This window comes from Flavobacterium yafengii, assembly GCF_030010375.1.
In the GTDB taxonomy this organism is placed as follows: domain Bacteria; phylum Bacteroidota; class Bacteroidia; order Flavobacteriales; family Flavobacteriaceae; genus Flavobacterium; species Flavobacterium yafengii.
In genome coordinates, this window is sequence record NZ_JASCRY010000005.1 from 196,524 (window position 1) to 221,810 (window position 25,287).

At 32.6% G+C, this 25,287-nt stretch carries 23 protein-coding genes and 1 tRNA gene; 10 read left to right on the forward strand and 14 right to left on the reverse strand.

Annotated features, from left to right (window positions below):
- Nucleotides 1-25: 25 nt before the first annotated feature.
- Nucleotides 26-1,444 (forward strand): FAD-dependent oxidoreductase, encoded by a 1,419-nt coding sequence (locus QLS97_RS15510; RefSeq protein WP_282717917.1) that lies wholly within the window; start codon nt 26-28, stop codon nt 1,442-1,444.
- A gap of 91 nt (nt 1,445-1,535) precedes the next feature.
- On the opposite strand, the gene QLS97_RS15515 is transcribed toward QLS97_RS15510, so the two are convergent.
- A tRNA-Val gene (locus QLS97_RS15515) sits at nt 1,536-1,610 on the reverse strand.
- Between the two features lie 212 nt (nt 1,611-1,822).
- Here QLS97_RS15515 and QLS97_RS15520 point away from each other — a divergent pair.
- Nucleotides 1,823-3,610, forward strand: coding sequence for an ABC transporter ATP-binding protein (locus tag QLS97_RS15520; RefSeq protein WP_282717918.1), 1,788 nt, complete (start codon nt 1,823-1,825; stop codon nt 3,608-3,610).
- Between the two features lie 101 nt (nt 3,611-3,711).
- Here the strand turns inward: QLS97_RS15520 and QLS97_RS15525 are convergent, their stop codons facing one another.
- Nucleotides 3,712-4,881, reverse strand: coding sequence for a proline dehydrogenase family protein (locus QLS97_RS15525; protein ID WP_282717919.1), 1,170 nt, complete (start codon nt 4,879-4,881; stop codon nt 3,712-3,714).
- A 92-nt stretch (nt 4,882-4,973) separates the two neighbouring features.
- Between QLS97_RS15525 and aroB the strand changes: the two genes are divergently transcribed.
- The 6 genes from aroB (at nt 4,974) to QLS97_RS15555 (ending at nt 11,909) form a co-directional block, all read left to right on the forward strand.
- Nucleotides 4,974-6,041 carry a 3-dehydroquinate synthase gene (aroB, locus tag QLS97_RS15530; protein WP_282717921.1) on the forward strand — a complete coding sequence of 356 codons (1,068 nt, stop codon included), beginning with the start codon at nt 4,974-4,976 and terminating at the stop codon, nt 6,039-6,041.
- A gap of 287 nt (nt 6,042-6,328) precedes the next feature.
- Nucleotides 6,329-7,732 carry a type III PLP-dependent enzyme domain-containing protein gene (locus tag QLS97_RS15535; protein WP_131916572.1) on the forward strand — a complete coding sequence of 468 codons (1,404 nt, stop codon included), beginning with the start codon at nt 6,329-6,331 and terminating at the stop codon, nt 7,730-7,732.
- A 93-nt stretch (nt 7,733-7,825) separates the two neighbouring features.
- The gene (locus QLS97_RS15540) at nt 7,826-8,797 is read left to right on the forward strand and encodes a deoxyhypusine synthase family protein (RefSeq protein ID WP_073208830.1); all 972 of its coding nucleotides are present in this window, start codon (nt 7,826-7,828) and stop codon (nt 8,795-8,797) included.
- A 10-nt stretch (nt 8,798-8,807) separates the two neighbouring features.
- Nucleotides 8,808-9,227, forward strand: coding sequence for a DNA primase (locus tag QLS97_RS15545; protein WP_282717925.1), 420 nt, complete (start codon nt 8,808-8,810; stop codon nt 9,225-9,227).
- 85 nt (nt 9,228-9,312) lie between these two features.
- Nucleotides 9,313-11,424: a DNA helicase RecQ gene (gene recQ / locus QLS97_RS15550; RefSeq protein WP_282717927.1), complete on the forward strand. Its 2,112-nt coding sequence runs from the start codon at nt 9,313-9,315 to the stop codon at nt 11,422-11,424.
- Nucleotides 11,425-11,432: 8 nt separating this feature from the next.
- Nucleotides 11,433-11,909 carry a DNA-deoxyinosine glycosylase gene (locus QLS97_RS15555; protein ID WP_282717929.1) on the forward strand — a complete coding sequence of 159 codons (477 nt, stop codon included), beginning with the start codon at nt 11,433-11,435 and terminating at the stop codon, nt 11,907-11,909.
- 1 nt (nt 11,910) lies between these two features.
- Here the strand turns inward: QLS97_RS15555 and QLS97_RS15560 are convergent, their stop codons facing one another.
- The 4 genes from QLS97_RS15560 to QLS97_RS15575 form a co-directional block, all read right to left on the reverse strand.
- Complete coding sequence (locus QLS97_RS15560) at nt 11,911-12,426, reverse strand: DinB family protein (RefSeq protein ID WP_282717931.1); 516 nt, start codon at nt 12,424-12,426, stop codon at nt 11,911-11,913.
- A gap of 9 nt (nt 12,427-12,435) precedes the next feature.
- Complete coding sequence (locus QLS97_RS15565; RefSeq protein ID WP_282717934.1) at nt 12,436-15,021, reverse strand: phosphoenolpyruvate carboxylase; 2,586 nt, start codon at nt 15,019-15,021, stop codon at nt 12,436-12,438.
- 96 nt (nt 15,022-15,117) lie between these two features.
- The gene (locus QLS97_RS15570; protein WP_072943262.1) at nt 15,118-15,597 is read right to left on the reverse strand and encodes an Lrp/AsnC family transcriptional regulator; all 480 of its coding nucleotides are present in this window, start codon (nt 15,595-15,597) and stop codon (nt 15,118-15,120) included.
- Nucleotides 15,598-15,673: 76 nt separating this feature from the next.
- A complete protein-coding gene (locus QLS97_RS15575; protein ID WP_282717938.1) occupies nt 15,674-16,828 on the reverse strand; it encodes a M14 family metallopeptidase in 1,155 nt (384 codons plus the stop codon).
- A gap of 310 nt (nt 16,829-17,138) precedes the next feature.
- Between QLS97_RS15575 and QLS97_RS15580 the strand changes: the two genes are divergently transcribed.
- A complete protein-coding gene (locus QLS97_RS15580) occupies nt 17,139-17,615 on the forward strand; it encodes a helix-turn-helix domain-containing protein (protein WP_282717939.1) in 477 nt (158 codons plus the stop codon).
- Between the two features lie 65 nt (nt 17,616-17,680).
- Here QLS97_RS15580 and QLS97_RS15585 read toward each other — a convergent pair whose 3' ends face one another.
- Entirely contained in the window at nt 17,681-18,685 is a 1,005-nt protein-coding gene (locus QLS97_RS15585; protein WP_282717940.1) for a hypothetical protein, read from the reverse strand.
- Nucleotides 18,686-18,769: 84 nt separating this feature from the next.
- The gene (locus tag QLS97_RS15590; RefSeq protein ID WP_282717941.1) at nt 18,770-19,321 is read right to left on the reverse strand and encodes a 1-acyl-sn-glycerol-3-phosphate acyltransferase; all 552 of its coding nucleotides are present in this window, start codon (nt 19,319-19,321) and stop codon (nt 18,770-18,772) included.
- 61 nt (nt 19,322-19,382) lie between these two features.
- Between QLS97_RS15590 and QLS97_RS15595 the strand changes: the two genes are divergently transcribed.
- The gene (locus QLS97_RS15595) at nt 19,383-20,048 is read left to right on the forward strand and encodes a spermidine synthase (protein WP_282717943.1); all 666 of its coding nucleotides are present in this window, start codon (nt 19,383-19,385) and stop codon (nt 20,046-20,048) included.
- An 11-nt stretch (nt 20,049-20,059) separates the two neighbouring features.
- Here the strand turns inward: QLS97_RS15595 and kdsB are convergent, their stop codons facing one another.
- The 6 genes from kdsB to QLS97_RS15625 form a co-directional block, all read right to left on the reverse strand.
- Nucleotides 20,060-20,788: a 3-deoxy-manno-octulosonate cytidylyltransferase gene (kdsB, locus tag QLS97_RS15600; RefSeq protein WP_282717945.1), complete on the reverse strand. Its 729-nt coding sequence runs from the start codon at nt 20,786-20,788 to the stop codon at nt 20,060-20,062.
- Nucleotides 20,789-20,933: 145 nt separating this feature from the next.
- Nucleotides 20,934-21,620, reverse strand: coding sequence for a GNAT family N-acetyltransferase (locus QLS97_RS15605; protein ID WP_282717948.1), 687 nt, complete (start codon nt 21,618-21,620; stop codon nt 20,934-20,936).
- A 120-nt stretch (nt 21,621-21,740) separates the two neighbouring features.
- Nucleotides 21,741-22,157, reverse strand: a complete 417-nt coding sequence (locus QLS97_RS15610; protein ID WP_282717951.1) for a hypothetical protein — start codon at nt 22,155-22,157, stop codon at nt 21,741-21,743.
- A gap of 6 nt (nt 22,158-22,163) precedes the next feature.
- Nucleotides 22,164-23,603, reverse strand: a complete 1,440-nt coding sequence (locus QLS97_RS15615; protein ID WP_282717953.1) for a GIY-YIG nuclease family protein — start codon at nt 23,601-23,603, stop codon at nt 22,164-22,166.
- 71 nt (nt 23,604-23,674) lie between these two features.
- On the reverse strand, nt 23,675-24,505 hold the full coding sequence (gene ygiD, locus QLS97_RS15620) for a 4,5-DOPA-extradiol-dioxygenase (RefSeq protein ID WP_282717955.1): 831 nt from the start codon (nt 24,503-24,505) through the stop codon (nt 23,675-23,677).
- Nucleotides 24,506-24,683: 178 nt separating this feature from the next.
- Nucleotides 24,684-25,244 (reverse strand): transposase, encoded by a 561-nt coding sequence (locus QLS97_RS15625; RefSeq protein WP_282717957.1) that lies wholly within the window; start codon nt 25,242-25,244, stop codon nt 24,684-24,686.
- Nucleotides 25,245-25,287: the final 43 nt, after the last annotated feature.

Below are 25,287 nucleotides of genomic sequence, written 5' to 3' on the forward strand. Positions count from 1 at the left end.
GGAAAATAAAGAAGCAAGCTGGACCATGTGCTTAGAATGCCAAGGTAGAGGCAAGAAAAGTCGAGGACTAACCAAAAAAGCACGACTCCACTACCAGATAGCATTAGAGCAATTTAAGAAAACGAAAAGTAAAGGGACAGCTCCAGTTCCTCCTAAAGGCCACCTTCACTCCTGCTTGAAATGTTCCGGATCTGGGCTGCTTCGCTCTTCCAGTCCTCCTGTAGCTGATGCAACAAACTACCCACATGTTGCAATTATTGGAGGCGGTATTGGAGGCGTAGCTCTTGCTGTGGCATGTTTACACCGCGGAATTCCCTTTACACTTTTTGAACGCGACAATAACTTCGAAGCTCGATCTCAAGGGTACGGGCTTACTTTGCAGCAAGCAAGTAAAGCAATTGAGGGGTTGGGTATTTTTTCGTTAGAGGAAGGTGTGATTTCCACAAAACATGTGGTTCATACTACCGATGGAAACGTTATTGGCGAATGGGGAATTAGAAAGTGGGTACAGTCTGATGCGAAAATTTTTCAGAAACGTACCAATATCCATATCGCACGACAATCCTTACGCTTAGCATTACTTCAACAACTTGGTGGAAATGATACGGTACAATGGGGACACCAATTAGTAGACTTTAAAGAATCTAAGGATAATATTGATCTAAACTTTCAAGTAAATGACGCAATAAAGAGCTACAAAGCAGATCTTGTAGTTGGAGCTGATGGAATTCGTAGTTCGGTGCGGAGGTTACTGATTGGCGAAGATATTACTCCTTTACGCTATCTGGATTGCATTGTTATATTAGGAATTTGTCCTTTAAGTGCTCTTGAAGATCTTACAAGCCCTTTACTAGACTCTGCAACTGTATTTCAAACCGCCAATGGAAACGAACGAATTTACATTATGCCTTACACTTCAGATTCGATAATGTGGCAACTTAGTTTTCCAATGACCGAAAAAGAAGCAAAAGAATTAAGCTCTCAAGGACCTCAAGCGCTAAAAGAAGAAGCGTGTCGTAGAACACAGTGGCACAGTCCCATTCCTCAAATTTTAGCAGCAACTCAAGAACCCCAAATTTCTGGCTATCCTGTTTATGACCGAGAATTACTCAATTCAGAATTATTAGCGAAATTAGGAAAAGTAACTCTAATTGGCGATGCAGCTCACCCCATGAGTCCATTTAAAGGACAAGGAGCCAATCAAGCCTTGCTAGATGCACTTTCGCTGGCTAGGGGAATCTCAAAAGAATGCAGACCTTTATCAGAATGGCGAAAAACCGGAATAAGAGAAAGTGTATTAACTGAGTTTGAATCAGAAATGTTAAAACGCAGTGCTACAAAAGTTAATGACTCTGCAGCTGCCGCACAGTTTCTTCATTCTGAAATTGTGCTTTATGAGGGGGATGAGCCGAGAGGACGAATTCTAAAGAAAAAAGACGCATAGCATAATCCTGTGAATTTACCATTTTATCGCTCAGAGGTTTTAAAAAAATCAAGACATAAAAAAACTCCATTATTTCTAATGGAGTTTTTTGTGGGCGATGAGGGGTTCGAACCCCCGACCCCCTCGGTGTAAACGAGGTGCTCTGAACCAGCTGAGCTAATCGCCCTAGTACAATTTAGATCTTTTCATTTCCGTATTGCGAGTGCAAATATACAGCTAGAAATCGTATCTGCAAGCAAAACAGTAAAAAAAATCAATAAAATATTGACTCTATTTGCTTTTACGCTCTATAATAGCGCTTTATGTTAATAATGAAACGCTACTATTTTTTTGTATTGATTCGTTATAGTCTTACATTTGCGACATAAACAATAGATAATGGCCAGGTTCAAAGAAAACGATTTACCAAAATCAAAAATTACCGCAAGTTCTCTCCAAAAAGCAACTGTAATATTTCAATATGCAGGAAGTCACCGTTGGAAATTTTATGTAGGTTTAATTTTTTTATTATTTACAGGAGCAACAGCCTTAGCTTTTCCAAAATTAATGGGAATGCTTATTGATTGTGTAAAAAACAAAGATAACGCACAGGCTAACATGATTGCTGGAAGTTTAATTGTAATCTTATTTCTTCAATCGATTTTTTCGTTTTTTAGATTGTATTTATTTGTCAATTTCACTGAAAATACCTTAGCCAATCTTAGAGTATCGCTTTATAGTAATTTGGTAAAATTACCAATGTCTTTCTTTTCGCAAAAGCGTGTTGGGGAATTAAACAGCCGAATCAGTTCTGACATAACCCAAATACAAGACACCTTAACATCAACAATTGCCGAATTTTTAAGACAATTTATTTTAATTATTGGTGGCGTTCTTTTATTGGCCAATGAAAGTATCAAGTTAACTTTATTGATGTTATCCGTAGTTCCGCTTGTGGCAGTTGCTGCTGTTATTTTTGGAAGATTCATCAGGAAATATTCAAAAAATGTTCAAGATAAAGTTGCCGAAAGTCAGGTAATTGTTGAAGAAACCATGCAAGGAATCAGTATTGTCAAGGCTTTTGCCAATGAATGGTACGAAATTGCCCGTTACAACGGAAAAATAAAAGAAGTCGTTAAGATTGCTATCAAAGGTGGGAAATACAGAGGATACTTTGCTTCATTCATTATTTTCTGTCTTTTTGGAGCCATTGTTGCCGTAGTTTGGTATGGTGTTCGATTGAGCATCAGCGGAGAGATGAGCGTGGGACAATTGATTTCTTTTGTATTGTATTCCACATTTGTAGGTGCTTCTTTTGGAGGAATCGCTGAACTTTATGCTCAAATCCAAAAAGCGATTGGCGCAACAGAACGTGTTTTTGAATTATTAGATGAAACTCCTGAAAAAATTAATTCAATTCAAAATGCTGCTGAAACCCAGAAAATAAAAGGTAATGTTACATTCAAAAATGTAGCATTCAGTTATCATTCGAGAAAAGAAATTAAAGTATTGAAAGACGTCAGTTTTACGGCTAATTTTGGTCAAAAAATAGCTATTGTGGGCCCAAGTGGAACCGGAAAATCGACTATTGCTTCGCTTTTATTACGTTTTTATACTATTGATGAAGGAGAAATATTGGTTGACGGAAAAAATATTTATGATTTTGATTTAGAAAGTCTTCGCGGAAACATGAGTATTGTACCGCAAGATGTGATATTATTTGGAGGAACCATTAGAGAGAATATTGCTTATGGAAAACCAAATGCCACCGAAGAAGAAATTGTTACCGCTTCAAAACAAGCCAATGCTTATAATTTTATCGAAAGTTTTCCTGAAAAATTTGAAACTATTGTGGGAGAAAGAGGCATTAAACTTTCCGGAGGACAAAAACAACGTATTGCAATTGCAAGAGCTTTATTGAAAAACCCAAGTATTTTGATTCTGGATGAAGCCACATCATCATTAGACAGCGAGAGTGAAAAACTAGTTCAAGAAGCTTTAGAAATTCTGATGGAAGGAAGAACCAGTATCATTATTGCGCACCGTCTTTCAACCATTCGAAGCGCTGATCAAATTTTGGTTTTGGATAAAGGAAAAATCACCGAACAAGGAACACATCAAGAATTAATAGCTTTAGAAAATGGTATCTATAAAAATTTAAGTAATCTGCAGTTTAGCAATTCTTAAATTTCATTGTTCATTTTGACATAAAAAAAACTCCATTCAATAAAGCTGAATGGAGTTTTTTTTATGGATTTTAATACATCTGAATATTAAAAACTTGATTTCTATTTCCCTTTTCTTCTGTTGCGTTCTGTTTTGATTAATGTCAATTCACGACTCGTTTGTCCCGCTACCGAAGTATTTTCTTCAGCACGACGAATCAAGTACGGCATCACATCTTTTACAGGGCCAAAAGGCAAGTATTTAGCGACATTGTATCCATGAGCAGCCAGATTGTAACTGATATTATCACTCATTCCGTACAATTGACCAAACCAAATTCTATCATCGTTAGTTTTAATTCCTTTTTCCTGCATCAATTCCATCAACGTATATGTACTCAACTCATTGTGGGTTCCTGCAAAAATTGACATTATATCTAAGTGCTCAATCATATAGCGAACTGCAGCATCATAATTTTCGTCCGTTGCTTCTTTTGAAGCGCATATTGGCGATGGATATCCTTTTTCTTCCGCACGTGCAATTTCTTTTTCCATATATGCACCACGAACCAATTTCATTCCAATGAAGAATCCGTCTTTTTTGGCTTCTTCGTGTAATTTTTTCAGATAATCCAAACGATCCCAACGGTACATTTGCAACGTATTGAAAACAATTGCTTTTTCTTTATTGTATTTACGCATCATTTCGGTAACTAAATCATCCGCTGCATCTTGCATCCAACTTTCTTCACCATCAATCAAAAGGGCAACATTTTTAGAATGAGCATCTTTACAAACCAAATCAAAACGCTCCACTACTCTATTCCATTCCGCTTGTTCTTCAGAAGTTAACGTTTGTTTTTCTCCTAATTTCTCATACAATTCAAAACGACCAAAACCGGTTGGTTTAAAAACGGCAAAAGGAATCGCTAGACGTTCTTTGGCAAATTCAATTGTTTTTAAGGTCATTTCAAGCGCAGCATCAAACTGTTCTTCTTCTTCTTTTCCTTCTACAGAATAATCCAAAACAGATGAAACTCCTTTGGTATACATTTTATCAACCACAGAAAGACAGTCCACTTCATTTACTCCACCACAAAAATGGTCAAAAACCGTAGCACGAATCAAACCTTCAACAGGAAGATTGGCTTTAAGGGCAAAATTAGTAACCGCAGTTCCTATTCGAACTAGAGGTTGATTATCAATCATTTTGAAAAGAAAATAAGCTCTATCAAGTTCGGTATCACTTTTTAATGAAAAGGCAACTTGCGTATTATTGAATATTTTTTCCATTATTTGTTAAATTTTTGTACAAATATAGACAGAGTTTTGAATATTATTTAGCAAAAATTGCCTTATTTTGCGGTTCCAATTAATCAATACAGATGCAATCAATTCAAGCCAACAGTTATCCGATTCATTTCAACGAAAAAGGATATGAAGCATTAAACCTTCATTTGACAGAAAATAAGTATTCAAAAATTTTTATTATTGTAGACAGCAACACTAATGAATTTTGTATACCAAAATTTCTCCCTTTTTTAGAAACCGATCTTACTATTGAAATCATTGAATTTGATGCCGGTGAAGAAAATAAAAACATCGAGACTTGCGTCCAAATTTGGAATGTATTGACTGAACTTGGTGCTGACAGAAAAAGCCTTATAATTAATTTGGGCGGTGGTGTTGTTACTGATTTAGGTGGTTTTGTTGCTTCAACATTCAAGCGCGGAGTTGATTTTATTCACATTCCTACTACATTACTATCAATGGTTGATGCTTCTGTAGGTGGGAAAAACGGAGTTGATTTAGGCAATTTAAAAAACCAAATTGGTGTTATTAATGTTCCAATAATGGTACTTATCGATACACAATATCTTGAAACGGTACCACAAAATGAAATGCGCTCCGGTCTTGCTGAAATGCTGAAACACGGTTTAATATATGATAAGGAATATTGGGAGCAATTTTTAGACTTGAAATCCATAGATTTTGCTGATTTTGACACGCTAATCTATCGTTCTGTCGAAATAAAAAATGAAATTGTAATACAAGATCCTACTGAGAAAAATATCCGAAAATCATTGAATTTTGGCCACACATTGGGTCATGCCATTGAAAGTTATTTTCTGGAAAATGAAAATAAAACTACTTTATTACATGGAGAAGCCATTGCCGTTGGAATGATATTAGAAAGTTACATTTCATTACATAAAAACCTAATCAGTCCAGAAGAATATTCTCAAATAAAATCAAGCATAAAGTCTATATATGACGCCATTGTTTTTGAGGAAAATGATATCGAACCTATCTTAGATTTACTGATACACGACAAAAAAAATGAGTATGGTAACATACAGTTTGCTTTAATAGAAGGTATCGGAAAAATAAAAATCAATCAATCTGTTGAAAATGAATTAATTCTTGAAGCGTTTCAAGATTATAAATCTTAATTATTTTTTATAAAAAGCATTGCATTGCGTATATAATATTTTTTACATTTGCATCGATGAAAAAAAGCCAAAACAAGCGAAATTATAGTTCTAATAAAACCCGAAACAATATGTCTTTTCTAAGAATATTGAAACGGTTTTATTCTATAAAAGGAAACTTTAGTTTTGACATTTTCCAGTACATGAAAGCAGAAAACGAGAAGCTTCAGATCGTTTATGCAAATATCAGAGTTTGAATTTTAGATTAAGTTATTGTTCTCAATTCTAATCTATAATTCTAAAATATAATGAATACAAAATATTCTGATTTAATCAATCAAACCTATTACTTTCCTCAAGAAGAATTTACTTTAAACAAAGATAATCTTCAGTTTCACAATATTGATTTGATGAAACTAGTAGAAAAATATGGTACGCCTTTAAAATTTACTTATTTACCTCAAATTTCCAACAACATCAACAAAGCCAAAAGCTGGTTTCGTAAATCAATGGAAAAAAATAAGTATGAGGCAAAATATTATTATTGCTATTGTACCAAAAGCTCTCATTTTGAATACATTATGAATGAGGCTTTTAAGAATAATATCCATATTGAAACATCATCTGCTTTTGACATCAATATTGTCGAGAACTTATTGGCAAACGGTAAAATCAATAAAAGCACGTATGTAATTTGTAATGGTTTCAAAAGAGACCAATATATTGATAACATAGCGCGACTTATTAATACGGGTCATAAAAATACCATTCCAATTATTGACAATTATGAAGAACTTGATTTACTCCAGGGTCAGATAAAGAATAAATTCAAAATAGGAATTAGAATCGCTGCGGAAGAAGAGCCTAAATTTGAGTTTTATACTTCAAGATTGGGAATTGGATACAAAAATATTGTTCCATTTTACAAAAAAGAAATCAAAGAAAATAAGAAATTGGAACTGAAAATGTTGCACTTTTTTATCAATACAGGTATCAATGACAATGCCTATTACTGGAATGAATTAGTAAAATGTATCAAAGTTTACGTGGCATTAAAAAAAGAATGTCCTACTCTTGACGGATTAAATATTGGTGGCGGTTTTCCAATAAAAAACTCATTGGCATTTGAATATGATTATCAATATATGATTGATGAAATCATCAATCAGATTAAAATAGCTTGTGATGAAGCTGAAGTTGATGTTCCAAATATTTTTACCGAATTTGGTTCCTATACTGTAGGTGAAAGTGGTGGAGCTATCTACCAGATATTGTATCAAAAACAACAAAATGACAGAGAAAAGTGGAACATGATTGACTCTTCATTCATCACTACTTTACCAGATACTTGGGCAATTAACAAACGTTTTATCATGCTGGCAGTCAATCGCTGGAATGACACTTACGAAAGGGTTTTATTGGGCGGAATGACTTGTGACAGCGATGATTATTACAACTCCGAACAAAACATGAATGCCATCTATTTACCAAAGTATAATAAAGAAAAACCATTATATATAGGATTCTTTAATACCGGAGCCTATCAGGAAACTATAGGTGGTTACGGTGGCTTGCATCACTGTTTGATTCCACAGCCGAAACACATATTGATTGACAGAGACGAAAACGGATTTTTGGCAACTGAGGTATTCTCGGAGCAACAAACCTCAGAAGATGTCTTGAAAATACTAGGTTACGACAAGAAAAAATAAATTCACAATAATTCAATTAGTCAATTTAAAAATTCGTTAAATTTGAGATACCATTTCTAATGTAATGATTTTTAAGTATTTAAATTTTAAAAAATGAGCAAAGGACCAATCAGTCAGTTTATTGAAAAGCATTATTTGCATTTTAATTCTGCATCTTTAGTTGACGCAGCTAAGGCTTACGAACAACAATTAGCCAATGGTGCAAAAATGATGGTGAGCATGGCTGGAGCTATGAGTACAGCAGAGATTGGAAAGATTTTTTCCGAAATAATTCGTCAGGACAAAGTTCATATTATTTCTTGCACTGGTGCAAATCTTGAAGAAGACATCATGAATTTAGTAGCTCATTCTCATTATGAAAGAGTGCCAAATTACCGTGATTTGACTCCTCAAGACGAATGGGATTTACTAGAAAGAGGTTTAAATCGTGTTACAGATACTTGTATTCCGGAGCACGAAGCATTCCGTCGTTTGCAAAAGCATATTTACAAAATTTGGAAAGATGCTGATGACAAAGGCGAAAGATATTTTCCGCATGAATTTATGTACAAAATGTTACTTTCAGGTGTTCTTGAAGAATATTATGAAATTGACTTAAAAGACAGTTGGATGTATGCAGCTGCTGAGAAAAATTTACCTATTATTGTACCAGGATGGGAAGATAGTACCATGGGAAATATATTTGCATCGTATGTAATTAAAGGAGATTTGAAAGCTTCTACAATGAAATCTGGTATTGAATATATGGTTTTCTTATCAGATTGGTATCCAAAAAATAGTACAAACGGTGTAGGTTTCTTTCAAATTGGTGGTGGTATTGCTGGAGATTTTCCAATATGTGTGGTACCAATGTTGTACCAAGATATGGAAATGCATGACATTCCATTTTGGAGTTATTTCTGTCAGATTTCAGATTCAACAACCAGTTATGGTTCATATTCTGGAGCGGTGCCAAATGAAAAAATTACTTGGGGTAAATTAGACATTAAAACACCTAAGTTTATTATTGAGTCCGATGCTACCATTGTAGCACCTTTAATTTTCGCTTATTTATTAGATTTATAGAATATTTTTTATGAAAAGAGTAATTGTTGATTACGCAAAACTTACCAATGAAATTTTAAACCTATTGGTGGATAAATTTCCAGATGGTTATGATGATTCAAACATTATTAGTTTTAGAAACGCTAAAAATGAATTGGTTGAAGCAGTTGAAGTACGAACTGAAGACACTATTTATTTAGTAAAAGTGAGCACTAAACTTGCTGATAGAATTGAAAATTATGATGAAGATGATGAAATAATCATTGATGATGTTGTTGAACCAATCAAAGGTCTTGATTTAGACGATGACATTGATGATGACGACGATGATGACGACGATGATGACACTATCGATAAACCGGATTCTGATTCAGGAGACGATGACGACGATGAGGATTCAGACGAAAAAGACTTTTCAGATGAAGATGATGACGACGAAGATGAGGATTAAATAATCCAATTTTTAAATATATTTATAAAAAGGAACTCAACACGAGTTCCTTTTTTTATTACTTTAGACCTCTAAATACACCACAATGACCCATGAAATTTTACACGCCAAACTGAAAGAGAACTTTGGTTTTGAAAAATTCAGACCCAATCAAGAAGACATTATAAATTGTATTCTTTCCGGTCAGGATACATTAGCAATAATGCCGACTGGTGGTGGAAAATCAATTTGCTTTCAATTGCCTGCATTGATTTTTCCAGGAATTACGATTGTAATTTCCCCACTTATCGCTTTGATGAAAGATCAGGTAGACAGTTTAAAAGCCAATGGAATCGAAGCTTGTTTTATAAATAGTAGTCAAACCGAAAACGAACGACAATTCTATATAGAACGTTTAAAATCTAACGCAATTAAGTTAGTGTACATCGCTCCGGAAAGTTTATCTTTTCTGGACAACCTTTTCAATAGTTTGACCATAAGTCTAATTGCTATTGACGAGGCGCATTGCATTTCGGCTTGGGGACATGATTTCAGACCAGCGTATACTAATTTAGGATATCTGAAAAACCGCTTCCCTTCTACTCCAATCTTAGCTTTAACTGCCACAGCCGATAAAGCTACACGTAAAGACATCAGCCAGCAATTAAATCTAATAAATCCTAAAATTTTAGTCGCTTCTTTTGATCGAAAAAACTTGAGTTTAGAAGTGCGTCCCGCTTTAGACAGAGTCAAACAAATTATAGATTTCATCCAAGAAAAGCCAAATGAATCTGGAATTATTTACTGCTTAAGCAGAAAAACAACAGAGGAACTCGCTGAAAAACTACAAAAAAATGGTATTAGTGCAAAAGCCTATCACGCTGGTTTAGACGCTAAAATTCGCTCTAAAACACAAGACGAATTTATCAACGATGATTGTAAAGTGGTTTGTGCAACCATTGCTTTTGGAATGGGAATTGACAAATCAAATGTGCGCTGGGTAATTCATTATAATTTACCGAAAAACATTGAAGGCTATTATCAGGAAATTGGTCGTGCCGGAAGAGATGGTTTACCATCAGAAACGGTATTGTTCGAAAGTTACGGCGATATGATTCAATTGCAAAAATTTGCTTCTCAAGGTTTGAATACCGAAGTGCAACTGGCCAAACTCGAAAGAATGAAGCAATATGCAGATGCTTTAAGTTGTCGCAGAAAGATATTGCTTTCCTATTTTGGTGAACTGGTTACAGAGAATTGTGGAAATTGTGATATTTGCAAAAATCCACCTCTGTTTTTCGATGGAACTGTAATTGCACAAAAAGCACTATCCGCAATTATTCGGTTACAGGAAACGGAACCATTACCCGTAATCATTGACTTTTTGCGCGGTTCTAAAAATGCTTATATTTATGAGAAAGAATACCAAAACCTAAAAACATACGGTATTGGTGCTGATCTTTCTTGGTTTGATTGGAATCAATATTTAATACAATTGATAAATTTAGGCTATTGTGAAATCGCTTTTCATCAACAAAACAAAATAAGATTAACAGCCTTTGCGAAAAAAGTCTTGTTTGAAGGCGAAAAAGTACAATTGACCACCGTTCAAAAAATCAATATCGATAAATCTGAAATCAAGGAAGTAAAAAGCAAAGTGATTGCCAATTCACTTTTTGAAACACTTAGAAAATTACGCTACGAAATTTCTAAAGAAGAATCGGTTCCTGCTTATGTAATCTTTAGTGATGCGGCTTTGCGCCAAATGGAAACTGAAAGACCTATGAGTGATACCGAATTATTAGCAATTGATGGAGTTGGTAGAGCAAAGCTGGAAAAATATGGAGATGCTTTCATAAAAGTTATTCAAGATTTCCAGAAAGCAAAAGGCGCTAAAAAGAAAAAAGAAGCCACAACTTATAAAGAAACATTAGAATTATATAAAAATGGATTATCGGTCGAGGAAATTGCTCAAAAAAGAAAATTAGGATTAAGCACCATCATGTCTCATTTAGCTAAACTATATGTTGACGGAGCTGATATTGATTTGAATCCGTTTATTTCTAAAGAAGAAGTTTTACAAATTACTGAAGCGCAAATAAAACTGGAATTTCCAAATACCTTAAAACCTTATTTTGATTATTTTGAAGAAAAAATAGATTATGGAAAAATTCGGTTAGCATTAGCCATTCTGGAAAAAGAAAAAGCAGCACTTTAAATTTTAATATGATACAATCCTTTCCTCCTTTCGTAAATTCTCAAACCGAAATTTTGATTTTGGGAACAATGCCTGGTATCGCTTCTTTGAAAAAACAGGAATATTATGCGCACCAAAGAAATCATTTTTGGAAAATAATGTACACGTTGTTGGATACTTTACCAATATCTGAAATTTTCGAAGAAAAAATACAATTACTCCAAGCGAATAACATTGGACTTTGGGATGTTTTAGAAAATTGCGAAAGAAAAGGAAGTTTGGATATTCATATCAAACATCAAAAAGAAAATGATTTTGAAACGTTATTCAAAGAATTTCCCGGAATCACTAAAATTATTTTTAACGGAAAAGAAAGTCATAAATACTTTCTGAAAAAATTTGGACAAATAGAAGGCATCACGTATTATGTGATGCCTTCCACTAGTCCTGCTAATACAATGTCATTTGAAAATAAGCTAAAAATCTGGTCCAGCGGTTTCAAATAAGCTATAAATACCTTTCTTGAAAAACCTTTTGATGGTGTTTTTGATGTCCAATGATAATAAAACCAATGGCGCGAACTGAAACAGCAGCGTTTGAAGCAATTCCCATTCTTTTCAATTGTTCTTCTGAAGAACTTTTAAAAAGCAACAAAGTAGATTGTCTTACAGCGGAAAATTCAGTCAATAAATCTTGAATGCTTCTGTCGTTAGCACTCGCATTATCCACATAATCATTCTCTTCAAAACCCGGTAAAGGGGTTTTGTCATTTCTGGAAATACGTAACGCACGATAAGCAAATATGCGTTCTGTGTCAATAATATGCTGAATAATATCTTTAATTGTCCATTTTCCTTCGGCATATCTGTAATCAAATTTATCCATAGGAATATTTTGTACAAAACGGATAAAATCATGAAGAGAAATTTCTAACTCTTCAATCATTTCAACATTTCCGGCAGCTTGAATATAAGTTGCATTGAAACTTGAATATTCGTTTGTAGGCAATTGATCTGTTTTCATTTTTAATAATTAAGCTGAATTTCTACTGGCGTTTGTGTTTCCAAAAAGAGAACGGGTAACAATTTTCTCGTACACTTTTATTAAAGCCTCATCCGGCTTATCTTCTTTGTTTAATTCGTTTATACGAAGCAATGCATATTGTTGTATTGTCAACAATGGCAACACAATACGCTCTCTTATTTGTATGGATGCTTTACCGTCAGGATAATTTTCCATAAGCTCTTTATGACCCGCGATTTTCAAAAGCAATCTTTTTGTTTCTAAAAATTCATCATAAATAATTTGCCAAAAATCACCAAATTGTGGATCTTTTTTCATGTAAGCTGTTAATGGAAAAAATGATTTTGCCAAGGACATCATACTGTTTTCTAACAAGGTTTTAAAGAACAACGAATTATCATATAAATCCTGAACTTTATTCCACTGATTTGTATCTTCAAAATATTTCAAAGCTGTACCTACACCAAAAAATCCGGGCACATTTTGCTTCAATTGACTCCAAGAACCCACAAAAGGAATCGCGCGTAAATCAGCAAAATCTAAATGCTCTGATTTACTTCTTTTAGATGGACGGCTTCCTATATTTGTTTTAGCATAATATTTCAACGTACTCATCTGCTCCAAATACGGAATGAATTTAGGGTGATTTTTAAAGCTCAAATACTTTTCATATCCCAAACCAGCTAATTGATCTAAAATATCTTTTTCATTAGTAGTCAATTCATTTTGTCCTTTACTAAAAACTTGATTCGTTACACCGGCACTTAATAAATTTTCTAAATTATAACGGCATGAATCTAACGTTCCAAAATTCGAGCTAATAGTCTGCCCTTGCACTGTAACCTGAATCTCATTATTTTCGATATTTGGACCTAATGACGCATAAAATTTATGAGTTTTTCCACCTCCACGGGCTGGCGGGCCTCCACGACCATCAAAGAAAATCGCTTTTATACCATACTTTCTGGAAATTGCAGTAAGTTCTTCTTTTGCCTTGTAGATACTCCAATTCGCCATTAAATACCCACCATCTTTAGTCCCGTCAGAAAAACCAAGCATAATTGTTTGCTTGTTGTTTCTATTGGTCAAATGTTTCGCATAAGCAGGATTTGTATATAATTTCTCCATGATTTCATGTGCATTTTGCAAATCATCAACAGATTCAAAAAGCGGAATAATATCAACGGATGGATTTTCCCAATTACTCAAACGGAATAATGCAAAAGTCTCCATCACGTTAAGTGCACTTTCATTATTACTTATGATATAACGGTTTGCACCAAATTCCCCATTATTTTCCTGAATTGTTTTTATAGCTTGAATCGACTCGATAGTAGATCTCGTCATTTCATTTTCAAATACAACCGGGTCAAGATTACCTCTAACCTTAGACAATACCGAAAATTTCTCTTCTTCAGAAAGCTCGTAATAATTCTTAGGAAAAACTAAAGTATTCGAATTCGAATACAACCCTACTACATCTTTAAACACCGTATCATGTATTTTACTATTTTGACGAATATCTAAAGAAGCAAAATGAAAACCAAATAGATTCACTTTTATCAGAAGCGCATCTAATTCATCCAGATACAAAGACTGGTGTTGATCAATAACAATTTGTTTTATTTTATTCAGTTGTGATTTAAATTCATTCAAAGTGATGAAAATTTCACCTTTAGAATAAAAAACTGACCTATAAAGCTTTTGTTCTAATTCAGTTACCAAAGTATCTACACCTGAGAAAGTTAATTTTCTTTTTAAATTTCTCATTTCTATATAATAACATTTCAAAATAGAAGTTCGCAAACGTTCAGCCACTTTCAAAGTAATTTCTGTTGTTACAAATGGATTCCCATCACGGTCACCGCCTGGCCAAAATCCAAGTTTTATCAATGGGTTTTTTATAGAGTTTCCATTAAAAATATTCTTTTGAAGGTAATGCACCATCTCTCCAGAAGTTTGATAAAACACATTTTCAAGATACCAGATTAAGCTTACCGCTTCATCAAAAGGATTTGGTTTTTCGTTTTGAATAAAAGGTGTCTTACCTAATTGAGCCAATAATTGCTTAATATCCAGTAAGTTGTTTTTTCGAATAGCTTCTGTCAAATCATTGATAATCCCAAGAACAGCACCAGGATAAAATTGCGTTGGATGCGCAGTCAAAACGGTTCTCACATTGAAATCTTCCAGAAAATCAATCAATTCTTCTTTCTTGTCTTTTGCATCTGACTTTTCCTTAATATCTCTCAACGAACCTCTTCCTTCCATATTATTGACAACCGGAAAAGCAGCATCTTCAATCGCATCAAACAAAACTATCTGACGCTCGATATATTGAATAAAACGAAACATTAAATCAATTTTCTCTGTCTCTGAAGCACTTTGCAAATATCTTTTAGCGAAAAAATCGACTATTTCCTTAGGCGTTTCCTGTTTTTTGAAACCAATTTCGCAAACATCAGTAAATAAAGGAAGCAAAACCCCAGTATTATCAATAGAATCGAAGGGTAATGTAATAAAAACACTATTATAAATGTGGTATTTAGAAAGAACGTCCTGATTGAAACGTTCAATTTTTGGTAGCGTGTACATAATCAGTTGTAGTTGGTTTAGTTAGTTAATTTGTCATAAAAAAACCCCAAGAATTAACTTGAGGTTATATTTATAATATAGCGCATTCAAGATTAATTACATATTTTTGAAAATAGTATGCATCAAGCGCTTCTTATCATTTATGCTTTCCTCAAGTGAGATCATAGTTTCAGTTCTGTAAACGCCATCAATATCATCAATCATAAAGATAACGTCTTTAGCATGCTTGGTATCTTTAGCTCTAATTTTACAAAAAATATTAAATTTTCCTGTAGTAACAGAAGCTACCGTCACAAATGGAATTTCATTAATCCGCTCTAAAACAAATTTTGTTTGAGAGGTATTGTTTAGAAAAACACCAACATAAGCGATAAAAGAATATCCTAATTTATCATAATCAAGAACTAATGAAGATCCCATGATAATACCGGCATCCTCCATTTTCTTTACTCTGACGTGAACAGTTCCTGCAGAAATCAATAATTTTTTTGCAATATCCGTAAATGGAACTCTTGTATTGTCTATCAACATATCTAAAATCTGGTGATCTACTTCATCTAAACGAAATTTACTCATAATTCTTAAATTAATATTATTAATTGCTATAACAAAGTATAAAAATATACATAAAAACAACAAAAAGACATAAATATTATATTTTTATCATTCCGTTAACAACTTTTATGTTATTATCTAAATAAAAATCAGCTTTTTGGTTTAATTTAGGAATATTATCAAAATCATCTTTATATAAAGCTTCTTTAGCATCGTATTCAAAATGACCAAAATAATTTTCTAAATCTCCTATTTGTGAAACATAGGCATTAAAACAAATCTGATTTTCAATTAACTCTTCTTTGTATTGTGCTGCAAAATTGGTGATTATTTCGATACCATCATAATTTATTTTGATGTTTTTATACATAAAATCATAAAAAACGACTTTATTCTGAGGAATATTCAAATATTTATCAATTCCGTTATCAACTATAACGTTTTCGCAAAGTGTTGTAAAACTAGAAATTAGCGCCATAAAAACATATTTACGCGTTTCTTCTCTTTCATAATCATTTGCAAAATGCCCCGCTTCAAACAATAAAGTTGGCACTCCAAAGTATTGAAACATATCACCAATACAGTTTATATTAAACGAATCATCAAAACGCCCAATTTGATTTGGTAAATACTCCTGAAGCACCTCATTTATACTCGCAATCAAATTGATAGCTTTCAATCTGGATTCGTTTATTTCTCGTTCTTCATTATAAGAAGGCGCTAAAAATGACAATGTCGCCGGTTTTCCGGTATCACTAACACCAAAAATAGTTCGCTGATCATGCAGATTAAAACAATAATCCGGCTTAAAAGACTCAAAAGTCATTCTTAGCAACTTACTTTCTGGCTGTTTCAGCTCTTGCGAATCGCGATTTAAATCAACTTTATTAGCATTCTCTCTTGTATATAATGTTGCACCATCCGGATTCAACATTGGAATACTGCAAAAAGTAAATGCATTCAGTAATTTTTGTGCCAATTCCGAACCACTCTGCAATACATTTAAAAAGTCAAACAATGCTTTTGTAGTTGTACTTTCATTTCCATGCATTTGCGACCAAAGGAAAATTCGAGTTTTACCTTCTCCGATTTCATACGAATAAATAGATTTTCCAAGAACAGATTTCCCAATAATTTTAAGTTGATTATTGGTATTTAATTTTTGTAATAACGGCTCAATCGAATCTAAAGTAATGTAACGACCGTGAATAGTTTCTTCTTTATATTGATTGAATAATTGTTCTAAATTCATGCTGTTTTATTTGATTTACAAAAGTAAACATCTTTGTATTTACATTTGTAAACTGTTTTAAGTTAAAATATTTCAATGATGTAAACACTATTTGGTGTTTAATTGCGGTGAACCGACTTTTATAATTGACAATTGTTATCTATTTATATAATATAATTTATATTATTATTTATCAATTAATTACGATTGATTATATCATTATAAACTTTAAAGTATTTAATTTAATAAATTCAATTTACAGTTGTAATTTTGGTATTTCAGTCTATTTTAATTACATTTGTAAATAGTTAATTTTTAATATTAATTCACAATGGTAAACATAGAAGATTTTATAAAAAGATTAGAAATTATACTGGATTACTACAGTTTGAATGCTTCTTCTTTTGCGGATAAAATTGGTGTACAGCGCTCTAGTTTGTCTCACCTACTTTCAGGAAGAAACAAACCTAGCTTGGATTTTATTCTTAAAATATTAGAGGTTTTTCCTGATGTAGATTTGTATTGGATTTTAAACGGAAAAGGAACTTTTCCAAAAAATTCGGAACAGTTTGATAAAAAAGAAAACAGCGTTGAGCAAGTTGCAAAACAAAATATTCCTACTCCATTAAATACTGAAATAAATCCTGAGAATTTATTTTCGGAAATAAAAATCCCAAATCCGATTCCAGCATTGGAAACAAAAAAAATAGAAAATCAAAATAGCGCTAAAGAATCATATTCTGGTGCTATTGATAAAATCGTAATTTTTTATAAAAATGGAACTTTTAAAAGTTATGTTCCCGATTAAAAAAAAACAACCCCAATTCAGATTTCCAAATTGGGGTTATTCAAAAAAAAAACTAAATTGTAATTTTATTTTCTAAGAACAAAAACTGAAGTTACACCCGCTTCGGCTCTTACATTTATTGGAGCAAAATCGCCGGAAGCCGTTGGATAACTATACGTCAGAACTTGTCCTCCTGCATTCAATCTTTCAGCAACGTAAATATATTTTGTTGCACTATCATACGCAACATCAACAGGATTTCCCAAAAGTGAATTTGGACCGTACACTCTTATTTGATTCGTTAAAGCAATTGTTCCTGCAGCTGCAGTTGAAGCAAAAATACTAGCGAAATTTTTTATTACAATTAATCCACCATCAGTTGCTGAAGTAGCACTGGCTACATCCGTTAAAATCATAACATCATCAGAAGCTGAATAGGTAATACCGTGTGTACGAACTAAACCTGCAATAGTTACACGTTTTGTAGCTGCAATATTCCCTGAAGCATTCGTCATAAAGTCCTTAAATAAAACAATATCTCCTGTCAAATCAGCTACTGCATACAAATCAGCTCCTACCATGTGTATTCCCCAAAGTTTAAAATCTGTTGTGAATGTTTTCAATAAAGAGAAACCTGTTGTCGTTTTTTTGTAAATTAAAAGTTTGTTAATCAAACCATTAGAAGCCAGTTGATCTTGAGTTACAACCACTATATCACCTGAAACGGCAGTTTCTCTGGCATTAGTAAATTCGCCAGTAAGACTACTTAATGACAACATCAAATTATCTGTTCCGGCTGTAAGTGCTGTTTTTAATCCGGTATACGTTTCCAATCGATTATTAGTTCTGGAAGCCACAATAACAGCATCAGTTTCGTTATTATATGAAATTCCCTCTGTATCGATTGATCCTACGGTAAATGATTTTACCATTGGAGTTGTAGCTAGTAGGTCTAAATAGGTAATTTTCCCAGAAGTATTACTTGAAGTAACCAATGAAGCTTCTGCAGGAGTACTACTATCAGAATCATTGTTATCGCACGAAGCGAAAAGTAACATCAAAAAAGCTGAGCTAATAAATAAATTTTTCATGTGTATAATTTTTAGAGATTTAATTATACTTACGAAAAATTTAACTTTTTGGTTTTTAACTTTTTAATATTATTTTAACTTTTGTTAAAATGAGTATCCTTTTTCTGGAATTTTCCCTTTTACTCCTGTAAAATGTTTCTTCAAAATAGCCATATCGCTTTCGATATTACCAGAAGGTAAAACTGGACTTCCTAAATTCACTTCTTTTTTACCAAAATCAAAAGCTACTGGAATTATAGGGACACTAGCTTTCAAAGCGATATAATAAAATCCGGTTTTCAATTCTGTTATTTTTTTACGGGTTCCTTCTGGAGCAACCGCCAGACGAAAAACTTCTTTTCTTTGAAAAATTGCCGCAATAGAATCGACTTTGTTCAAACCTCCAGAACGATCTAATGGTTCTCCGCCCATATATCTAAAATAAAATCCGAAAGGAAAACGAAACAATTCCTTTTTACCAACCCAGTTCATTTCTAAACCGGTTATTCCTCTGGTAAAAATTCCCAAATAAAAATCATGTGCACTCGTATGTGGCATCACCATCATCACACATTTTTTGATATTTGCATCAATTCCTCCAACTATTTTCCAACCCATGAGCCTGAAAAATATCCATTTGTAAAATTGTTTCTTCATTCTTTCTTATTTCGTACAAAATAAATAATTTAAATCTTATTTTTGGGTAAAACCGTCACCAATGATTAAAAAAATATTCAGTTATCTCATTCCAATAAAAATTTATGAAACAAAATCTTCATTGAGTAAATCGATTGAAGTGACTTGGACTAATGGCGAATTAGTTTTAGATTCTGAAAACGCAAATTATTCGTACGGCAGTTTACAGCGCATTTTAAGATTAGGATTAAAAAACATTGGCTATGAAAACATAGTTTCAATGAATCATGTTTTAGTTTTGGGAGTTGCCGGCGGAAGTGTTATCAAAACGTTGGTGGATGAAATAAAATACAAAGGAAAAATTACGGGAGTTGAAATCGATCCCGAAATAATTAAAATAGCCAACATCTATTTTAAATTGGATGAAGTAAAAAATCTTGAAATTGTAATTGATGATGCTTTCGAATTTGTTTTAAAAACCAAAGCCAAATACGATCTAATTATTATTGATATTTTTCAAGATACAACAATGCCCAATTTTTTATTTGAAACTTTTTTCATCAATAGGGTTTGCTCTCTTTTAAAAAGTCGTGGTTTTATTCTTTTCAATACTATGCTATTAAATGACAGTCAAAATGTAAGAAATAAAAAATACGTCTCTGAATTTTTCAAAAATGAATTTCAAATAAAAACCATTCCTAGAGTTGAAGTTCATAATGAGTTGATATTAATTGAAAAACTCTCCTAATCAAAAGCATTTTATTTTAACATTCTCCTCGCTTTTTCTAGATCTTCCGGAGTATCAATTCCGATTCCAACATGAGTAGTTTCGACCATTTTTATTTTTTTTCCAAATTCTAAATAACGAAGTTGCTCCAGCTTTTCGGATGCTTCCAAAGATTGCATCGGCAAACTGTAAAAGTCTAATAAAGCCTCTTTTCTAAAGGCATAAATCCCGATGTGCTGCATGTAACGAACGCCCACATTTTTCTCTCTTGGATATGGAATTACCGAACGGGAAAAGTACAAAGCAAATCCGTTTTGATCCACCACCACTTTTACATTATTCGGATTATTAATATCATCTTCATTAGTGATTTCGCGCATCAAAGAGGCCAAATCCACTTTTTTATGCAAATCATTTCTGAAAACTTCAATAACTTTTGCCAAAGGTTCGGCATCAATAAAAGGTTCATCTCCTTGCACATTAATCACAATATCAACATCCAGATTTTCGACTGCTTCCGCAATTCGATCACTTCCTGATTCGTGTTCTTTGATGCTTCGAATGGCTTTTCCTCCGTGAGAAATAATTTCATCAAAAATTAAATCCGAATCCGTTACCACAAAAACATCATCAAATAAATGCGTGTTTATGGCTGCTTCATAGGTTCTTAAAATAACCGTTTTACCTCCCAAATCCTGCATCAGTTTAGCGGAAAATCGTGTGGAAGCGTAACGGGCGGGAATGACTGCAATTATTTTCATTTTTATATTTTTCATTTTGCCACGAAGACACTAAGTCGCAAAGTTTTATTTTTATTTTTTATTTGAGGCAAACGGAACAATCAAGTTAGCTGGGCGCTAAGTTAGCATGTTTTTAGGATTTACAAAACTGTTCTTAATTCTAAACTTAAATTTGCTTCGTGATATTCCAAAAACTAATTTTTCGCCTGATTTCAAAACCTAATTTCTCGTATAATTGTATTGCTCCACTATTATCTTCAATCACATGTAAATAAGGAGTTTTATTTTGCTTGAAAATTTCATTAACGGTATGAACTACTAATTGTTTCGCATATCTTTTTCCGGTATGATTGGGATGCGTGACAACTGCGCTTACTTCGATAAAGTCATTCATTTGCATGCGCTCACCAGTTACGGCAACAAGTTCTTCATTTTTGAAAATACCGTAATAATTGCCTAATAAAGCGGTTTTCTTTTTAAAATATCCCGGTTGCACCAAGTTCACCAACTCATATAAATCATCAATATGTTTGTCAGTCAATTTTACGATTGCATCATTAATGGCAATATCGATTGGATTGTAAACAATCATTTGAAGACAAACCAATTCTTTGTTTAACTGCAATAGATTTGAAAGTTCCGGTTTTTCTCCAACAATAAAAAAACTATCAACCATCTCAGAATATTCATCGATAGACTTTGCAATCGCATTTCCTTTTTCAAAACCACCAAACGGACAATAATCAGGATGATAGAATTTTACACTGTCGTAATCTACCGCAAAATTTTGATGCGTTTCTAATAACGAAAACCAAACTGGATTATTTAATTTTTTATCGTCTTGTGTTTTCACAATAATTAGTTTTTGAAGGGTTTGTCTAGATGATTCTTAAAAAAAAAATAGTTTTTGGTCACGAGCGAGACGCTCTCGTCTAGCTGGGAGCGTAACGGGCGGGAATGACGGCTATTATTTTTATTGGAATAAAAAATATAAAAATGTTAGAGTAACTATGAGTGTTGACAAAATGCTTAAAAAAGAAAATATAGTTATTCTACTTATTCTTTCCTTATTAAACTTATAATTTTCAAAAAGTTGTTCTTTTATTGTAGCATCAAACCTACTTATTTCCATCATTTCATATTCAATAAAAATTAAAAAACACAAATTTAATATTGGTATTATAATCAATTTAACGGAGATTTGATTATCAATTTTAGATAAACCAAAGAAGCCAGCAATCAAAATATTGTTAAAAACAAAGAGCTTATCATGTATCCTATCAAAATGCTTCAAAACATTTCTTAAACCATCTTCTCTAATTTTATCAATTTTATTACAAGCTTCCTCAAATTCTTTATCCACATATTCACTATTCAAAATCTTTTCCATAAAAATCTAATTCGTTAGTGTAATTCTAATTTCTTCAACATCTATTTCATCAAGTTGAAACCATTCCCCTCTAATTCTTTTATCACTAAAAGTATTATGAAATGCTTTTTCTATACTTAATGCAATTCTTCTACTCACAAATTTTTTGCTGGCGATAAGTTCAATAGAGGGTTTTTCACTTTGTAATGTCTTTTCTCTCCAACTTGGTTTATTTGAAATACCAATTTTATGATATTGGTTTATAGTATCAATCATTAAATAAACATAACATTCCTGAATTTCAATTATTGAGCTCTGTGAAATAACAATATTATGCTCTAACAATGGTTTATAATCAGGTATCTCTTTTCTAACCAATTCACGATATTCTTTTGCAAGCTTTTGTATAACAAAATTGAGATATATCGGGGATTTATAACCACTATATTCAGATCCATTACCCCCTATAATTTCATAATTTGTTTTTGTTGAAGTTATTTTCCATCTTGAAAGTTTTTCTTTTTCGAAATGAAGAATTTCATCATCGGTAATTTGTACTTTGTTTTCAAATCTATATTGAGATTTTTTATAGGATGGATTATTGATTTTAAATTTGATTATTCTATTATCCTCAAACAAAAATGAAACCACATCATCTTCTGTTAATTTTAAATCACCAGGTATGTAACTAAAAACAATATAATCTTTCTTATCAATATTATTAAAAGAAAACTCAAACAATATTTTATCATCAAAAGAACTAGTTTCAACTTTTCTCCATTTAATAATTTTGTTTCCAGTAAAATCATCTATGCTAATATTTGGATTATTTCTAAATTTTTCATTCAAAATTATCTCATTCTCTTCTTTATCACGAATTATATAAATAAGATCATTAGACAAAATTCTATCTAAATATCCCGTACCCTTATTAACTTCTTTTACAATTTCTAAATATCCTTCTTTTTCTGTATAATGCTCGATTGTTTGATTTTCCATTATGAAAGAAAGTATCTTTTCTCCTTGTTTAACAAATTCACCAGCCTGTTTATGCCATTCTTTTATTAATATTTTCTGCCATCCATCGTGTTTGCCATAAATTTTAAAAGAATCAAAATTGTATTTATATGTAGATTTTAATGGTGAGTTTTCAAAAGGATATATACCTAATGGATGAATAACACATAATAAATCTCCCTCTAGAATTGGCTCATCTTCATTTTTTTTAAACTCAACAATTCCGCTTTTTGTAGACCTTACTTCGGAACTACTCCATAGCTCTCTATCAGCAAAGGATGGTGTTTTTGAATAGGTTTGAATTATAAACAATACTTTGTCTTCTTCAATCCAATCTCCATCTTTTACAAAGCACTTGGAAAACCTTACTTTGTTACCTCTATATTCTTCAGGTATCAAATTATTTTGAAATCGAATTTCTTTTGAACTATTTTCTATATTTTCTTTCATATTATTTTTACTATGTACCCTGGTATGTCAATCTTCTTTCTCAAATATAAGATTTATTTCACAAAACCATCCTACATAATCTTCACCGAAGTCATACTCAACGAACCCGCCAATAACTTATCATTAAACAAACTCAGTTCTTCGGATTTTCCTTTTAATCCCAAAGTATAAATCAAAGGCAAATAATGTTCCGGTGTAGGAATCGCTAATTGAAACGCTTTACTCTGTTTCTCAAAATCAATCAATGGTTGGAAATTTCCATCCAGTAAATAATTGTTTACCGATTCCCTTGCTTCAATTGCCCAATCGTAACCGTAATTGTCTTTATCGAAATTGTGATAATCGACCAATCCCAAATTATGAACAATATTGCCGCTGCCTACAATCAAAATTCCTTTGGTACGCAATGCACTTAATTTTTGAGCTAGTTCAAAATGGTATTGCCCCGATTTTGTATAATCAATACTCAACTGAATCACGGGAACATTCGCTTCTGGATATAAATGTTTAATTACACTCCACGCTCCGTGATCTAAACCCCAATGTTCGTCCAGCTCTACTTCTACCGGCGACAATAATTGTTTGGTTTCTATCGCTAATTCCGGACTTCCTTTTGCTGGATATTGCACGTCAAACAACGCTTGCGGAAAACCTCCAAAGTCGTGAATCGTTCGTGGCATTTCCATTGCAGTAACCTTTGTCCCTTTGGTAAACCAATGCGCCGAAATACACAAAATGGCATTTGGTTGCGGTAACGTTTTAGCCAAGTTTCGAAAACCAGTCACAAACTGATTTTCTTCAATTGCGTTCATCGGGCTGCCGTGTCCCAAAAACAGCACCGGCATTTTTTCGGTATTCGAAAAAGAACCTGAAATTTTATGTAAGTCGTTTAGTGTATTCATAAAAATATAATTTTATCTAGTTGAAAGAGATTTTAGAAATCGCTATTTTTAAAAAAAATTCCAAATCGCTATTTAAAAGAGACGCAATAAATCACTATTTAAAAAAGATTCTCCAAATCTCTATTTAAAAGAGACGCGATAAATCGCGTCTGTACGGAATGCATTATTAAATGCTATTTCATTTTTTAAAAAATTTATCATCTTCCCATTTCGATGGATTTTCTTCTATGTAATTTTGTATTCTTTCAAATGAATCCGAATTTCTAATAATATGATCATGAAAACGAGAGTGCCATTCAAAACTTTCATTAATTTTTCGCATTTCAAAGGTACACCTACCTTTATACCATCTAATTATTCTAGATATATTTTCAGATAACATTGGATTATTTTCCCCTGCAAATCCTCCTATTTCCTGGTGCGGCTGTAAAGACTCGATTAATTGTGTCTCTACAAATTCACCGGATTTATTAATAATCAATATCCCATGCATGTGATTTGGCATAATCTGAAAATTCCCCAATTCTACATATGGAAAATGTTTTATTATTTCTACCCAATATTCTTCTGCTAATGCTCCAACAGCATTCAAATTCATTTTTTCATTCCCAATTTCTCCAAAAAAATGTTTCATTTCTTTAGTACAAATCGTTATGAAATAGGCTCCATTAGCACCATAATCCCAATTTTGTAATCGAGCCGATGGGATTCTATATTTGTTTTGAAATTTTTCTGGCATAACTTAATCATTATATGGATCTTCTATGTACAGACGCGATTCA

Coding starts and splice junctions, on each gene's coding strand:
- QLS97_RS15510 (WP_282717917.1), top strand. CDS start 26: ATGTGCTTAGAATGCCAAGGTAGAGGCAAGAAAAGTCGAGGACTAACC.
- QLS97_RS15520 (WP_282717918.1), top strand. CDS start 1,823: ATGGCCAGGTTCAAAGAAAACGATTTACCAAAATCAAAAATTACCGCA.
- QLS97_RS15525 (WP_282717919.1), bottom strand. CDS start 4,881: ATGGAAAAAATATTCAATAATACGCAAGTTGCCTTTTCATTAAAAAGT.
- aroB (WP_282717921.1), top strand. CDS start 4,974: ATGCAATCAATTCAAGCCAACAGTTATCCGATTCATTTCAACGAAAAA.
- QLS97_RS15535 (WP_131916572.1), top strand. CDS start 6,329: ATGAATACAAAATATTCTGATTTAATCAATCAAACCTATTACTTTCCT.
- QLS97_RS15540 (WP_073208830.1), top strand. CDS start 7,826: ATGAGCAAAGGACCAATCAGTCAGTTTATTGAAAAGCATTATTTGCAT.
- QLS97_RS15545 (WP_282717925.1), top strand. CDS start 8,808: ATGAAAAGAGTAATTGTTGATTACGCAAAACTTACCAATGAAATTTTA.
- recQ (WP_282717927.1), top strand. CDS start 9,313: ATGACCCATGAAATTTTACACGCCAAACTGAAAGAGAACTTTGGTTTT.
- QLS97_RS15555 (WP_282717929.1), top strand. CDS start 11,433: ATGATACAATCCTTTCCTCCTTTCGTAAATTCTCAAACCGAAATTTTG.
- QLS97_RS15560 (WP_282717931.1), bottom strand. CDS start 12,426: ATGAAAACAGATCAATTGCCTACAAACGAATATTCAAGTTTCAATGCA.
- QLS97_RS15565 (WP_282717934.1), bottom strand. CDS start 15,021: ATGTACACGCTACCAAAAATTGAACGTTTCAATCAGGACGTTCTTTCT.
- QLS97_RS15570 (WP_072943262.1), bottom strand. CDS start 15,597: ATGAGTAAATTTCGTTTAGATGAAGTAGATCACCAGATTTTAGATATG.
- QLS97_RS15575 (WP_282717938.1), bottom strand. CDS start 16,828: ATGAATTTAGAACAATTATTCAATCAATATAAAGAAGAAACTATTCAC.
- QLS97_RS15580 (WP_282717939.1), top strand. CDS start 17,139: ATGGTAAACATAGAAGATTTTATAAAAAGATTAGAAATTATACTGGAT.
- QLS97_RS15585 (WP_282717940.1), bottom strand. CDS start 18,685: ATGAAAAATTTATTTATTAGCTCAGCTTTTTTGATGTTACTTTTCGCT.
- QLS97_RS15590 (WP_282717941.1), bottom strand. CDS start 19,321: ATGAAGAAACAATTTTACAAATGGATATTTTTCAGGCTCATGGGTTGG.
- QLS97_RS15595 (WP_282717943.1), top strand. CDS start 19,383: ATGATTAAAAAAATATTCAGTTATCTCATTCCAATAAAAATTTATGAA.
- kdsB (WP_282717945.1), bottom strand. CDS start 20,788: ATGAAAATAATTGCAGTCATTCCCGCCCGTTACGCTTCCACACGATTT.
- QLS97_RS15610 (WP_282717951.1), bottom strand. CDS start 22,157: ATGGAAAAGATTTTGAATAGTGAATATGTGGATAAAGAATTTGAGGAA.
- QLS97_RS15615 (WP_282717953.1), bottom strand. CDS start 23,603: ATGAAAGAAAATATAGAAAATAGTTCAAAAGAAATTCGATTTCAAAAT.
- ygiD (WP_282717955.1), bottom strand. CDS start 24,505: ATGAATACACTAAACGACTTACATAAAATTTCAGGTTCTTTTTCGAAT.
- QLS97_RS15625 (WP_282717957.1), bottom strand. CDS start 25,244: ATGCCAGAAAAATTTCAAAACAAATATAGAATCCCATCGGCTCGATTA.